Genomic DNA, 14,332 nt, shown 5'->3' on the forward strand with positions numbered 1-14,332 from the left:
ATAGGGGGCTTGGTGAACAGCCCTTTGTTAGCACGGTCAGCATATGGCTCATTTGTCTTATGTTCGAGAGACGAAAGTGGCACGGCTTCAAGAACAAAACCTTTTATCGCTAACTCCTGGAGGTGTTTTTCGGAGCTTTGCTCCGTTTTAGATACCACCTCTATAGGAGTAATGCACCGCATAGGGGTGGAGACTTCATATTCTACAAAGTCAATCTTACTGATACTAAAAAATAAACAATAATAAAGTAATTTGCGCCGCAAGAAATTGCGGCGTTTTTTAAAAAAAAGAAAAATATTTACAAAAACTCAAAAGAAAAGAAGTGAAGAGGTGGAGGGTATTGGCAGCCGGCAGGTGTAACCTGTCGGCTGTTGTTGTGTACTGGCTTGTGGAGGGTTGTAAGGCCAGGTACGAAAAGATGACCGACGGCCGGGAGTATCATGACCGGTCAAGCTGGAATAAAAGATATATGCTACCGGCAATCTCCGAAATGCTTCGAACATCCATGGGCACAAACAGCCCGCGAAGCGATAAGCAAAACACAGTTTTGTAAGCCGGGTCCGGGCGTGCTTGCACCGGCGGGGTTCGGGGCAACGCCCCGTGGTATTGGCAGTACCCGAGTATTTCAGCAGCGCCGAAATATGCTGGATTTTTCCACGGACCGTGAAAAAGATTCGCAAAAAAATATGGTTTTTCTTTTGTTTTACATATTACAGATAAGAAGAAAATCGTGAAAGCATAGAACAAAAGAGAGGATACAAGTATGAAAGGCAATAAAGAAAAAGATTTCCAAAACCATATCATCAACGCCTTAAAAGATGGCGGATATAAATATATAAAAGAAAGCGAAAAAGAAAACGGGCTGGCGCATTCTTACGACCGTGATTTTGCGGTTGACCGCGCCGACATTGAACTGTTTGTAAAAACAACACAGAAAAAGACGTGGAAAAGGCTGAAAGATAAATATGCTGACCCGGTTGATGTAATTGTAAAGACAGCGAATGCCGAGATGCTCAAAAAGAATAAAGTCTCCGTACTGAAACATGGTATTGATATCAGTGGCGTGCATGTATGCTTAATGTATGCAAAACCGGTATCAAATATGAATTCTGTAATAATGGACAAATACAAATGCAATATCTTTTCTGTTATGGATGAAGTCTGGGTCTCAAGTTCTGAGCGTGTTGACCTGGTACTGTTTTTGAATGGGTTTTCTCTGTTTACTTTTGAACTGAAATACACTGTGTCTGGCCAGTCCTACCGCCATGCTATCAATCAGTACAGGCAGGACCGGAGCAAAAACACAAAAATATTTGATTCAAAAACGGGCGCTGTTGTCCATTTTGCCATGGATGAAAACGAAGTCTATATGACAACATATATTGACGGCAGGAATACTGTCTTTCTTCCGTTCAACCAGGGCTGCGGAACTGGCATTGACGCCGGAGCGGGAAACCCGCCATGTATGACGGACTTTCCTGTACACTATATGTACGATTATATCTTGCTTAAAGATAATGTGCTGGATTTAATATCAAATTTCGTTTACTTTGACAAGAAAAAAAAGAAAAATATCTTTCCGAGATATCATCAGTTTGACTGCGTAACAAAACTGATTGAGGCGGTAAAAAAGAACGTAACGAAAGAGGATTATCTCATCCAGCATTCTGCCGGCTCCGGAAAGACAAACGAAATTGCATGGCTGACATACAGACTTGCATCTTTACATATCACAGCAGAAGACGGAGACAAGAAATTCACCGCATTTGATAAGGTCATTGTCATTACCGACCGTGTCACAATTGACAGGCAGCTGCAGGCTGCAATCATGGGAATGGAACATTGCAGCGGATTTGTTACGGCAATGAGCAAAGGGTGCACATCTGCAGACCTGAAGGATGCACTCTGCAGCAACACAAAAATCATTATCACAACAATCCAGAAATTCCCTTATATTGCCGATGAGATTAAGGGGATGAAAGATAAACGATTTGCAGTCGTAATTGATGAGGCACATTCGTCAACATCTGGAGATGACATGGCAGCAGTAAAGAAGGCACTCAGTGTCGATGCAGACGCGCAGGATATTATTGCAGCCGAAACACAGAGGACCGGAAGACAGCCAAATGTTGCCATGTTTGCTTTCACTGCAACACCAAAAGCCAAGACTATCCAGATGTTCGGAACAGCAAAAGAAAACGGAAAAAAGGAGGCATTCCATACATATTCCATGAAGCAGGCAGCAGAAGAAGGCTACATTGTTGATGTGTTTGGGTATTATATTGAATACACTACATATTACCGGTTAAATAAAACCATAGACAATGACCCTACACTAAATAAAATGGCAGCGAAAAAAGCAATTGCGAAAGCGATAAGCCTGAATCCTGAGAATATCAACCAGAAGCTTGAAATCATCGTTGATAATTTCACTGAAAAGGTCATGAGGCAGCTCAACGGTAACGGAAAAGCCATGGTTCTGTGCGCATCACGTGAAGAGGCTGTTGAAGTTAAAAAGGCAATTGATAAAAAACTGCTGAAAAAAAACGGAGCGACAAAAGCACTGGTTGCCTTTTCCGGTATGGTCAAGATTGATGGTGTAGAGTATACAGAAACTGGCATGAACGGATTTTCTGAAAATAAGACTGCTGCCGCATTTGACACAAACGAATATGGAATCATGGTCGTTGCTGACAAATACCAGACCGGATTTGACCAGCCGAAACTTTGCGGTATGTATATTATGAAACCGCTGAAGGAAGTGAACGCGGTACAGACGCTTTCAAGACTGAACAGGCCATGTCCGCCATATAAAAAAGAGCCAGTCATCATTGATTTCGTGAATTCATGCGAAGATATCCGAAGCGCTTTCAAACCGTTTTACACAACGACAGTGCTCTCTGAGGACATTACTGCTGAGGACCTGAAGAAAGCAGATGAGGATATCACAACAGCCGGAATCCTTATTTCTGAAGAGGTTGACAAGGTATGCCAGCTAATCCTGAAGGATAATAAAACAAATGCAGACGCTGCATATATCGCTTATGCACTCAATGAAGTTTCCAGGAAGCTGGATAAATTGGGAGACAGCAAAAAAGTAATTGAAAGCAGTATCCGTTGTTTTGTGCGTGCATATTCTTTTCTGTCATTAGCGACAGAAATGGATAACGAGGACCTGTATAAAAAATACATCTTCTTAAAAGAATACAAAAAAGTAATAGATTCAAGGAGCGTAGACTCAGACAACTTGGACGAAATAATTAATGCGATAAAAGCGAGTGATTTTTCACAGAAAAAAGAAAAAGAAACTAAAAAAGAAATTTTATCCGGTGGGGAAGAGGTAACCGCTGATGGATTTGGTGCCGGAAAGGATGCCGTAAATAAAGAAGCGCTGTTATCAGATATCATTGACGAGATAAACAGTAAAATGGGACTGAAACTGGACGGCGATATCCTGGTGCCATACATCAAAGAAATCAAAGAAAGAGCGGCAGCAAGTGAGGAATTATCAAAATATGCCGGTTCTAATGGCGAAGGTGATTTTTCTTCTCCGTTCTACAGACTTATCAAAAAGATTCTGATTGATGAAATCATGGTACTCAATGGAATTGGCGGCGAAAAAAATAGAACTGCAAGTATGACCGAAAAAGAAAAGAGCGAAAGAAAAGTATTTGCAACAGAGATGGTGAAAAACAGTGAGGAAATCAGGACTGTGTTTGGGATGTTTCTGGATGAGGTGTATAGGGGGCTGAAAAGTATGTGAAAAAAGAAAATGGTTTGGATTTTTTTGTAATTTTTTCTGCATATTAAATATATAAAAAAATATGGAAAAGATTTGTGTGTAATAGTGCTTACGGTGATTAAAAAACGTATAGACATTAAATGTTTCCTCACAGCAGTGAGGGTATATCGTAATCATTATCAATAGTGGCCTCTCAAAATGAGTTCCCTCACTTCAAGTGAGGAGTAACAAATCTTTTTCGTGTTAACGCTAAAAATAATATTTTAAAAAAGGAGGAAACCATATGACAGGAGATACCGAATTTTAAAACTGAACAAAAACAATATATGTAATATTTACAGCCCGGCAAAAGTAATTGCCGGGCTTATTTTTATGTTTTTCGCTATTTCAAAAATCCCGCATATTAAAACCGTAAAAATATATTTAAAACTAAAAACAAAGAAAAGGAGACTTAAAAAATGAGTAAAAGCAAATGGATTTACAAAAATCTCAAAAGCCCGGAATTCAACGTACTTGCAGAAAAGTTTGGTGTACATCCAGCCATCATTAAGATTCTCGCTGACCGTGGTGTGCAGGGAGAGGATGCTGTAAGGGAATATCTGGAAGCAGATATTGCAACCGTTTCTGATGGTTCTGAATTGACTGATATGCAGCGTGGAGTAGATATTATCTACGACGCAGTGAAAGCAGGAAAATACATCAGAATCATGGGCGACTATGACGTTGATGGCGTGACCAGTACATATATCCTCTACAAAGGTCTGACCGGACTTGGTACAAAATGTGATAAGTTTATCCCTCACCGTATTACAGACGGCTATGGTCTACATGAACCAGCAATCCGTGATGCGTATGAAGCTGGCGTACAGGTTATCCTGACCTGCGATAATGGTATCGCTGCTGCGAATGAAATTAAGCTGGCAAAAGAACTCGGAATGACAGTGGTAGTCACAGACCATCATGAGGTGCCTTATACTGAAGATGAGTCTGGAACTCGTCGCTATATTATCCCTGACGCCGACGCGGTCATTGACCCGAAACGTCCAGAAGATGACGGTGTTTTCAAAGAAATCTGTGGTGCAGTCGTTGCCTGGAAATTTATGGGCTGTCTGTATAAGAAATTCGGAAAAGAACAGGAATTTAAAAATTCGGACTTTCTGGAAATTGCGTCTCTCGGTACTGTTTGTGATGTAATGGAATTACAGCATGATAATCGTGCAATCGTTAAAGAAGGGCTTAAAAAAATGCAGAACACTTCAAATATTGGCCTGCAGGCACTGCTTGAAGTTCTTGGACTGAAAGATAAGACACTGACTTCTTACGATTACGGTTTTAAGATTGGCCCGTGCATTAATGCCGAGGGCAGACTTGATACCGCAAACGAGGCATTTGAGCTGCTGGTTGAGACTGATTATGATACCGCAATCAAACGTGCAGAGCAGATGCGAGACCTGAACGTAGAACGTCAGAACCTTACAAAAGAAGGTATGGAAGAGGCGTTCAAAATCATTGATGCAGAAATGCATGATGACAAGGTTTTGGTTGTCTACCTTCCGGAAGCACATGAAAGTATCGCCGGAATCATTGCCGGTAAAATAAGAGAGCGGTATTGCAAGCCTGCTTTCGTTCTTACAAAAGGTGACGGCGATTTTCTGAAGGGCTCTGGCCGCTCCATTGAAGCATATTCAATGTATGAAAAACTGGTGGAAGTAAAAGACCTGATGCTCGGTTTTGGCGGTCACCCAATGGCTGCTGGATTATCTTTGAAAGAAGAGAATCTGGGAAAATTCCGTCAGGAACTTAACGCCCGCAGCGGGCTGACCGATGCGGACTTTATCCCGAAGGTCATGATTGACGTGATTCTTCCGGTTGATTTTCTGACACAGAATTTCATCAGACAGCTTGAAATCCTTGAACCGTTTGGTAAGGGGAATGAAAAACCGGTATTTGCCCAGAGTAGCGTGAAAGCAAATCGTGCTGAGATTATCGGTAAGAACAAAAATGTTCTTAAGATTACATTCAACAGCCGAAACTGCAAGAGCGGTATATGTTTTCATGATATTGAGACGAAAGAACAGTTTTTGAATCAGAATGGAAAACTGTACGACTTCAAGATGCTGTATTACCCAACACTCAATGAGTGGAATGGCGTGACCAGCATTCAGGCGAATGTTCAGGATATCTGTTAATTTTAGATTGATACCGGCGGCGAAGCCGCCGGAGAAAGGAAAAAATAATGAGAAAAGAGACAAAAACCACTGAACTTGCAAGTACTGATAGAAAAATCCAGGACTGCAAACTGCTTCCATTTTTAATTGAGTTTTTCTTTGGAGTGGAGGTAATCTGTGCAACACGTTTACGCGCTACCTGGATGGTTGCTTACAAAAACAGTAACGGAGACATGTACAGCGTGTATTGGCAGTTCAGCCTAAAAGACCCTTGGTTGCTTCCTAAATATGACCCTAATTTTTGTAGTGGTCCACTATATGGATGGCTGTTCTTTTACTTCGGAAGAGAGAAAGAAAAATCCACAAATCGATAACTCGATAACAATATGCCGGCAGAAAATGCCGGCTTTTTCTCTTGCCTGAAAATATTGCATATTAAGATTACAAAAATCAATTGCAAAGAAAGGAGAAAAAAATGAGAAGAGAAATGCGTGATAAAAGCGAGTCCGGAATATCTGACAAAAAAATATTCAGCTATTACCAGTACGACAGTTTTCGCGATGAAAAAATTATTGGCATTGTAATGTCCTCAAACTTAAAAGAAGCGGAAAAAGCTGTGAAGGACCATTACAGGAATGCTTATCGTGGGGATTTTACCGTGAATGGATGGAAGATTAAAGAAATCGAACTTTCCGACGATGGTTGTACTGAAATTTATTACGGTGGTTAATTTTGAGCTGGCACCGAAAACGCAAACCTGAATTAGTAATCTTATCTGTGCTGCAGAAATGCAGCACTTTTTGTGTTTATTTTGCATATTGTATTTATACAAAAAAAAGGAGGTGAAAAAAATAATGGAAAATAAAAAGGCAAAAACGCTTTCTGCGACCTCTACCATTCTACTTACAATCTATACTATTTTCATGGTGCTGGCGGAAGTCGGGATGTTCTCCATCTGCAATTTTGTGGCACATATGGTTAATTCCGGAGTAGATATCGCTTCAGGCGGGATTACCTCTGGCGGATGCTATGACTATGCTTTGCCGGGTGCTGCAATTGGTGGTATGTTCGCAGGCCTTGGCGGTCTGGCTTGGGTTGCGGTTGCCGCGGTCATGGTATTCTTTATCATCATATGTATCATTTACATCGCGGTAACGGCAATTTCTTATATGCTACTCCGCAGAGGATTCTTTAAGGCCGATGCGTGGATGAAGATTGCTGTTTTCGGCGTAACTTTTCTTGGCTTTATCGTCTCTGCGCAGCTTTCCGGATTGCAGATGCTTTGCGTTACAATCCTTCTGCTTCTGCCTATCGTCCTTTCTGTCATGGTACTGTTTGCTGAATGTCAGTGTCAGTGCTCTGAATACAGAAAAGAGGATACAAAAATAGAGGAAAAAGAAGAGACAAAAGAAACGGGTCAATAACCCCCGCCCGAGATAAATCTCGGACGGGGCTTGTAAAAACATACATATTTTATTCTGTATTTTTTATTAGCCCTGTTTAGATTTGTCGGAGGCGTTAACCGCAAGGTCGTGATTGATTAGCCTTAGTGTGCAGCGGAACCGGCTGCCTTGCGCAGTCAGGGATACTTCTAGTACGCTACGTTACCGGTAAAATAGGCACCCTGTGGATACTCCTCAAGTCCCAGGTTCTGCGGTATACAATTAAACATCTCTGAGGGTAGGAGAAGTGTTGTATACGCTAAACTACCGATTAACATTGGCGATGAGGACAACCATTCTGAGTAGGTTCTGGCTTGCCAGTACCGAAAGGAAGAGAACCTGTATGGATTGTTATCAGGTATCTTCGGATACTTGGTAACGATTGATGCAGAAGGCGTAAGCCTTCCGGCTATGCCGGAGATATTTTAAAAAGGAGGGCAGTTTATGTCCGTTGCAGTTGTTAGTAAAACAGGCATGTTATTGATGCCGACAAGCGAATACAGAGCGCGTAAGCTGCTCAAATCTAAAAAAGCAATCATACACGGATATCATCCGTTCACTATCCAGTTAACAGAAAGAGAGACCGGTTATATTCAACCGGTGGAACTCTGCATGGACACTGGATATATACATATTGGAACATCTGTAAAATCAGAGAAGCACGAATATCTGGGAGAGCAGATTGACACATTAACAGATGAGAGGCAGAAACATGATGCCTGCAGGATGTACCGCAGGCAGAGACGGAACAGAAAGAGATACCGTCAGCCACGGTTCAATAACCGAGAGCGGGACGACGGATGGATTGCTCCGTCCCTGGAACATAAGAAGACCATCCATATCCAGGCGATTTCACGTATCTGCAAAGTGATACCGGTTACCGATATTACCTTAGAAATGGGAAATTTTGATACGCAGGTTTTAAAAGCCAGGGAAGAAGGCAGGCCATTACCACAGGGATTAGATTATCAGCATGGCGAAAGATACAGCGTTACGACGCTCCGCGAAGCAGTATTTTTACGTGATGGGTATACATGTCAATGCTGCGGCAGGACCATTAAAGATGGTGCGATTCTTCATGCGCATCATGTAGTATACAGAAGCCAGGGCGGAACAAACCGTATATCTAACCTTATTACGGTATGTGATAAGTGCCATACGCCGGCAAACCATAAGCCTGGTGGAAAGTTATACGGATGGAAACCAAAGGTTGCATCATTCAAAGGCGCGACATATATGACTACCATTCGGTGGAAATTATATAACGAAGTTAAAGCGTTATTCCTAGATATTGATATCCACATTACATATGGCGCTGAAACGAAAGAACGGCGCAGAGCATTTGATATTACCAAATCACACGTCAATGATGCTTTTGTAATGGGACAGTTCCATCCAAAGCATCGCTCAAAACCTGTATGTTATAAGAAAAAGCGCAGAAACAACCGATGTTTAGAAAAGTTCTACGATGCAAAATACATTGACAACCGTAACGGTAAGACGCGGACGGGCCAGGAGTTGTTTAATGGAAGAATTAGCCGCAACCATAAGAAAGACTCCGAGAATCTACACCAATACAGACGGCAGAAGATATCAGCAGGCAAAAGGACCATAAGAAAACAACATTATGCAATACAGCCTCACGATATCGTTATATTCAATGGAGAAAAATTTGAAACATCCGGATGTCACAACAACGGAACAAGGGTAATCTTATTACCGCAGAAGAAATCTGTTGCAATTAAAAAACTGAACATTTATAGATATGCTGGCGGTTATTTCAAATCAGCATTTAACCAAAAATAACATAAGGAGAAAAGCAGAGAAATGTAAAACCGCGCATTCCTCCCCATCCGATTATGAAACAAGGAATATTGTTTCTACGTCAGATGGGGTATCCTGCGCAGAAAATGATGAGTAAACAATTAATCTTAACAAATCCAATGCACGGCTGGTGCACATTCAGAATCCAAGAGAAAGGAAGTTTTTGTTACTGGGCATCTTTAAGCTATCTGACAGATGTAATGTATGACACAATGCTGGCATGTTTTGATTACTTAACAAGAGGCGCATCCGCCGTTATTTACAACCGGGAAGGCAACGGCGATATCACTGTGGTTCTCAGTGGTGATACTGTATACATCATTGACGAAAATTCTGAAATGCCGCTGCAGGCAACCAAAGAATTTACTCCTGTTGATTTCTGCCAGAGTGTTCTGGACTGCTATTACAAAAATCCTTCTGAATGGATTAATTTCGCTAATATGAACGACCCGAAAGACAATAAGGACGAATACGAGGAATACAAAAATCGTGAAGCGTATGAGATTCAAAATATGGTTGGAAATATCAGAACTATTCTGAACGCAAAGACTGGAAAATCAAGCGAATGGGTGGAAATCATGTGCGACCATTTCGACCAGGAGGAGCAAGCCTGGTGCGTGAACGCATGGAAAAGAGGATATGATAATCCTGAATATAGCACAGTCATTGCAAAGATTTCTGTGTCAGGAGAAATTGAGTATCTTGACGAAAAAGCAAGGACAGATACATATGCGCAGGAAGTTATTGAGGAGAGAATCAGGTTGCTGAAAAAATAATGTTATTGAAGCCCGAAAAAACGGGCTTCTTTTTTTATTACATATGCATGCACAAAATATTATCCATGATACACTGGAATTTCCAGCACCATGGAGAGGATATCCGTTCTAAAAGCCTGGCTAAGCCAGGCTTTTTATTTTGCCATGAAAAAATCATATTAAAAATGCATTCAAATAAGCACCAAACAAGAAAGGAAGTAAAAAATCATGAAAAAAGTTAACGGAAGAACAGGAAAAGGACAGCATCAGGTGAAAGGCGTGAAGGTTGTAACTTCAAGAAGGTTTGCTGAGGTAAATGGCATTGCCGTAGGCTCTATCTCACACAGACTCACCAAACTGAGGAGTGAATATCCGGAACATGTCTACCGGTTCAAAGATGAGCTGCCTCTGTATTTTGATGAGTTCATGGCCGAGCGGATTGTCGAATCCATGAATGAGCATCCGGTGTGGCCAAGCAAGATTCTGAATAAGGCAAAATACAAAAAGTTTTGTCTGAAATACAGCGCTATTCTTGGAAACAAGGTAACCGAAACTCAGAAAACCGGAAAGGTACAGGCAGATACATCTGCAAATATCACTGATATTGCAGCGGGCGAAAAGGAGCCTTTCAAAGCATTTGAGCCTGAATCCACAGAGGCTGAAATCCAGAGTCTCAGAAATCAGCTGGAAGCCATGTCAGAGCAGTATGTATCCCTTCGCAAGAAATACGAAGTACTTCAGGATAAGTACAATACAAGTGTAGAAACATTTGCAGAACGTCTTTACAACGTTGCAATGCGAAATGATGCGGTACTTTCAGATGATGTATACGACCATGCTGACAACATTATTTCTGTATGACACAAATTTCCATTCTTGAGAGAGAAAGGCCGGTTAAGGCTTTTCTCTTTTTTTTGCCTATTTTGCATATTGTAAGAAAATAAAAAAAGAGGTGATAAAGATGTTCTATGTAATAGTGCAGACAGGCTGCATGATTATCATTGCGGTTGCCGCAGTGAAATACCTGATGCCTGACATCCGGAAAGTTTGTCGGATGATTGCTGATAGCGGGGAATCGAAAGAAAAGAAAAAGAAGACAGAAAAAGAAAAGAAAGATATTCCTGCAGCGGCAGAAGAGAAGGCACCAGGGCTAAAAGAAAAAGAAGAAAAAGAACCTGAAAACATAGAAATAACGGGGGATAACGGCAATCCTGAAACGATTACACCAAGCGAAGATGCGGAAGGCAGTGGTGTCACAAATTCAGATTGTCAGATTGAGAAAGAAGAAGGGGAGTTTCCTGAATGGGAGGAGTAAAAAAATGGTTAAAAATAAAAAAATATTATATCTACCAATAATACTGACGTTAAGCATCGGATTCATTTTTCCGATATCGGCTCATGCAAAAACATACAAAAAAGATGACCAAATTGTAATAAAGAATCCGGCATACACGAAGGAATTTCAAGAACGGGAAAGAAAAATCAAAAGAAAAGCACAGGAAATAAAAGAAAAAAATACGACTTATAAATTAAAAACATACGCCGGCCCAGGAAGTAAAGATTTTACTGACTTAATCCCGGACAATGTAACATCCATTATTTTTACTGACGAGATAAAGCCGGATAACACAGATATTCTTGATGTTGATGATGATGGAGACGGCGGAGTAGTCGCTTGGATAGAAGATAACGGAAAAACAATGAAAGTATCTACGCAAAAGAAAGGACAGAAAGTAGAAGCAGATAGCTGCAGTTATTTATTTGCAGAGAAGGAAAATATTGAAAGCATTGATTTGACTATGCTGGATACAAAAGATGCAACGGAAATGGATGGTATGTTTGAAGGATGTGAAAATCTAAAAACCATAGATTTGACACCGCTAAATACAGATAATGTAGAGAACATGAGCAGCATGTTCGAAAAATGCAAATCTCTGACTGCATTAGATATTTCATGCCTGAATACATCCAAAGTAACAGATATGACTATGATGTTTTCAGGGTGTGAGGGATTAAAAAGTTTAGACGTATCTAATTTCGACACTTCAAAAGTAGAAGACATGATGGGTATGTTTTCGTTCTGCGAATCAATATCAGAATTGGACTTATCATCATTTGATACTTCAAATGTAACGGATATGAGCGAATTGGTCGGATACTGTTCAGCATTAAAAAATATCAATCTTTCCAGTTTTAACACGGAAAAAGTGGAAACAATGGAAGGTCTGTTTGTAGCATGTAAAAGCCTTGAGACTGTAGACCTTTCTTCATTCAACACAAAAAATGTAGCGGATATGTACAGTATGTTCTCCGGATGTGAAAAATTAAAAAAGTTGGATTTATCAAATATAGATTTCCAGAAAGTAACTGATGATAGTGATATGTTTGAATCATGCGATAGCCTGGCCGAATTAAAAGTTGGAAGTACATTTAAGCAGAATAGTGATTGCTATCTGCTGCTTGACGTTGCATACACATGGAAAAATAGCAAAGGAGAGGAATTACCTTATTACACTTACAAATTTCCCGAGAATGTGGCAGACACATATACAAAAGTGCCAATAAGACAAACAAATGCTGAATAATTTTTTGTAATTCATTTTTTCAGCATAATACTGAAGAATCATATTACAAAGAGAGGAGATTTTATCATGACAGTAACAGTAATCATTCTTAGCGTAGCAATATTTGCTTTCTTAATTGGAGTTTCAGCAGGCATAGCAATTGCATCAGGACGCGGAAAAACAAAAGAAGAGCAGGATAGAGAGGATAAGGCACAGGTTTCTTTTTGCAATGCTTATACCAAAAAGAAAAAAGCGCACATCTAGTCAACTCGTCAGAAGCAGCACCAAGATTTGTCTTGGTGCTTTTTTGTTTCGCAAAAAAACAGGCATATTGAATTTGTAAACCATAAATAGAGCAAAGAAAGGAGACTTTAAAAATCATGAAAAATCCAAAAGAATGCTTCTGCCTGCGACAGAATCAGACATTTTTTGTATTAAATGAGTTAACAATGGCAACCGGAGATGATGGAAGCGAGCCGCTGACATTTCATCATGAGACGTTCAGCCGATTCAAGTTCGTAATCATCAATTCTGACAAAAAAGCAACCACTGCAAATATCCCTGTGTCGGAACTTCCTGGAATATTCGAAGATGTAAGGAATAAGAACATCCTTAAAAAGATGAACAGCAGTGAAAATAAAACATTTGGGATGATAAACTCCATCGGAAAGATGACCCAAAAACTGGTGTATAAACTTGTAGGCCAGCCCTCTGGCGCATCTTCGGCTGCGACAAAGGTTGATACGAGCTCACCAGCATTTACACTTGCTATCAGTGCAGGACAACTGAAAGGGAAAACACCTGTTGCTGCACTTCTTGAAAATGCAGAAGTTAATAAAAAACTTCTGCTTAATCAAATTGCATGGCTGGAGCCAAATGTTAATAAATATCCAAGAAACAAGGACCAGATTAAGGCAATTAAAGAGGCCCTTGACCTTTATGAAAAGGGACTGCTGAATAAGAACGTTTCGGCAACAGTTTCTTCCGCTACAGCCACAACAAACAACAAAACTGACCCAAATGTGATTTATCACACGGGATTCAGGCCGTTGGTCAGAAGAAAGAATCGGAACGGGAACTGTTTCGTTTATGAGATAAAAATCATATGGCATGAGAACCTGCCAAAACCGGTTGAGATAGAGATTAGAAACTATTATGCACCGGTAGTACAGGATGAAAAAGGACTTCTAAACGTAAAAGCCAGAGAAAGAGAAGATGAAACTAAAAATAGCTTTTCACTGACAATGGATGAATGGTTCTGGATGGAACATATCCTTGAAGCGCAGATGAGGACTTTTGAAAACATCTATGCGCCGAAAGCATATCGTGACGCAACAAATGCAGAAAGAGCAAACCGAAACGCGGCGCTTGGTCCAAACACCACAAGAAATCCTGCATCCTGACAAAACATATTGAAAGGGGTGTAGAGAGATGGCGAAATATTTAGAGTTAAGGAATATATGTATGATAGAGCCAGAGAATGATGAGCTTGTGCAGGTCTCCTATCTGTGCGATATGGATTCGCAGATTTGGGAAGACGAACTGCTTAACGAATGCGGTGATATCCGGAGCGTTGGTATGGCAAACGACAAGGTCTTTATGAGCCTTGGAATCTATCCGGTTTCAATAAATTATGAAAAGGACGGTACAACCGTCCGGGCAAGGGAAAATTCCATGCTGGAGTTTGACTGGGTTGAAGATAATATATATAAGCCAAACAAAAACGGAATCAACCTGCTTTGCAGGATGAAGCATCTGAAGGAACGAGCAGCCTGAGAAACAGGCTGCTTCTTTTTTTTAAAAAAATCCGCAAAAACCGTTCATGTATGAAAAATAT

The 14,332-nt window shown here is 40.5% G+C and carries 13 protein-coding genes; all 13 read left to right on the forward strand.

The features are described 5' to 3' along the window. The first annotated feature begins 763 nt into the window (after window positions 1-763). On the forward strand, window positions 764-3,763 hold the full coding sequence (locus AB5026_RS13995; RefSeq protein ID WP_368213543.1) for a type I restriction endonuclease subunit R: 3,000 nt from the start codon (window positions 764-766) through the stop codon (window positions 3,761-3,763). Window positions 3,764-4,200: 437 nt separating this feature from the next. Beyond that, window positions 4,201-5,931 (forward strand): single-stranded-DNA-specific exonuclease RecJ, encoded by a 1,731-nt coding sequence (recJ, locus tag AB5026_RS14000; RefSeq protein WP_368213545.1) that lies wholly within the window; start codon window positions 4,201-4,203, stop codon window positions 5,929-5,931. Window positions 5,932-5,978: 47 nt separating this feature from the next. Continuing rightward, window positions 5,979-6,284 (forward strand): hypothetical protein, encoded by a 306-nt coding sequence (locus AB5026_RS14005; RefSeq protein ID WP_368213547.1) that lies wholly within the window; start codon window positions 5,979-5,981, stop codon window positions 6,282-6,284. 101 nt (window positions 6,285-6,385) lie between these two features. Further along, window positions 6,386-6,640, forward strand: a complete 255-nt coding sequence (locus AB5026_RS14010) for a hypothetical protein (RefSeq protein WP_368213548.1) — start codon at window positions 6,386-6,388, stop codon at window positions 6,638-6,640. A gap of 124 nt (window positions 6,641-6,764) precedes the next feature. Beyond that, entirely contained in the window at window positions 6,765-7,334 is a 570-nt protein-coding gene (locus AB5026_RS14015) for a hypothetical protein (protein WP_368213550.1), read from the forward strand. A 462-nt stretch (window positions 7,335-7,796) separates the two neighbouring features. Continuing rightward, on the forward strand, window positions 7,797-9,158 hold the full coding sequence (gene iscB, locus AB5026_RS14020) for an RNA-guided endonuclease IscB (protein ID WP_368213551.1): 1,362 nt from the start codon (window positions 7,797-7,799) through the stop codon (window positions 9,156-9,158). Between the two features lie 218 nt (window positions 9,159-9,376). After that, window positions 9,377-9,952, forward strand: a complete 576-nt coding sequence (locus tag AB5026_RS14025; protein WP_368213553.1) for a hypothetical protein — start codon at window positions 9,377-9,379, stop codon at window positions 9,950-9,952. Window positions 9,953-10,159: 207 nt separating this feature from the next. Beyond that, window positions 10,160-10,792, forward strand: a complete 633-nt coding sequence (locus tag AB5026_RS14030) for a hypothetical protein (protein WP_368213555.1) — start codon at window positions 10,160-10,162, stop codon at window positions 10,790-10,792. A gap of 130 nt (window positions 10,793-10,922) precedes the next feature. Further along, the gene (locus tag AB5026_RS14035; RefSeq protein WP_368213557.1) at window positions 10,923-11,246 is read left to right on the forward strand and encodes a hypothetical protein; all 324 of its coding nucleotides are present in this window, start codon (window positions 10,923-10,925) and stop codon (window positions 11,244-11,246) included. 4 nt (window positions 11,247-11,250) lie between these two features. Beyond that, window positions 11,251-12,516 carry a BspA family leucine-rich repeat surface protein gene (locus AB5026_RS14040; RefSeq protein ID WP_368213558.1) on the forward strand — a complete coding sequence of 422 codons (1,266 nt, stop codon included), beginning with the start codon at window positions 11,251-11,253 and terminating at the stop codon, window positions 12,514-12,516. Window positions 12,517-12,582: 66 nt separating this feature from the next. Further along, window positions 12,583-12,759 carry a hypothetical protein gene (locus AB5026_RS14045; protein ID WP_368213559.1) on the forward strand — a complete coding sequence of 59 codons (177 nt, stop codon included), beginning with the start codon at window positions 12,583-12,585 and terminating at the stop codon, window positions 12,757-12,759. Between the two features lie 116 nt (window positions 12,760-12,875). Further along, on the forward strand, window positions 12,876-13,898 hold the full coding sequence (locus tag AB5026_RS14050) for a hypothetical protein (RefSeq protein ID WP_368213560.1): 1,023 nt from the start codon (window positions 12,876-12,878) through the stop codon (window positions 13,896-13,898). Between the two features lie 61 nt (window positions 13,899-13,959). After that, a complete protein-coding gene (locus AB5026_RS14055; RefSeq protein WP_110103412.1) occupies window positions 13,960-14,271 on the forward strand; it encodes a hypothetical protein in 312 nt (103 codons plus the stop codon). Window positions 14,272-14,332: the final 61 nt, after the last annotated feature.

This window comes from Blautia sp. RTP21359st1_E11_RTP21359_211015 (genome assembly GCF_040910705.1).
GTDB lineage: Bacteria > Bacillota > Clostridia > Lachnospirales > Lachnospiraceae > Blautia_A > Blautia_A fusiformis.

Coding starts and splice junctions, on each gene's coding strand:
- iscB (WP_368213551.1), top strand. CDS start 7,797: ATGTCCGTTGCAGTTGTTAGTAAAACAGGCATGTTATTGATGCCGACA.
- AB5026_RS14035 (WP_368213557.1), top strand. CDS start 10,923: ATGATTATCATTGCGGTTGCCGCAGTGAAATACCTGATGCCTGACATC.
- AB5026_RS13995 (WP_368213543.1), top strand. CDS start 764: ATGAAAGGCAATAAAGAAAAAGATTTCCAAAACCATATCATCAACGCC.
- AB5026_RS14045 (WP_368213559.1), top strand. CDS start 12,583: ATGACAGTAACAGTAATCATTCTTAGCGTAGCAATATTTGCTTTCTTA.
- AB5026_RS14005 (WP_368213547.1), top strand. CDS start 5,979: ATGAGAAAAGAGACAAAAACCACTGAACTTGCAAGTACTGATAGAAAA.
- AB5026_RS14015 (WP_368213550.1), top strand. CDS start 6,765: ATGGAAAATAAAAAGGCAAAAACGCTTTCTGCGACCTCTACCATTCTA.
- AB5026_RS14040 (WP_368213558.1), top strand. CDS start 11,251: ATGGTTAAAAATAAAAAAATATTATATCTACCAATAATACTGACGTTA.
- AB5026_RS14055 (WP_110103412.1), top strand. CDS start 13,960: ATGATAGAGCCAGAGAATGATGAGCTTGTGCAGGTCTCCTATCTGTGC.
- AB5026_RS14010 (WP_368213548.1), top strand. CDS start 6,386: ATGAGAAGAGAAATGCGTGATAAAAGCGAGTCCGGAATATCTGACAAA.
- AB5026_RS14030 (WP_368213555.1), top strand. CDS start 10,160: ATGAAAAAAGTTAACGGAAGAACAGGAAAAGGACAGCATCAGGTGAAA.
- recJ (WP_368213545.1), top strand. CDS start 4,201: ATGAGTAAAAGCAAATGGATTTACAAAAATCTCAAAAGCCCGGAATTC.
- AB5026_RS14050 (WP_368213560.1), top strand. CDS start 12,876: ATGAAAAATCCAAAAGAATGCTTCTGCCTGCGACAGAATCAGACATTT.
- AB5026_RS14025 (WP_368213553.1), top strand. CDS start 9,377: ATGTATGACACAATGCTGGCATGTTTTGATTACTTAACAAGAGGCGCA.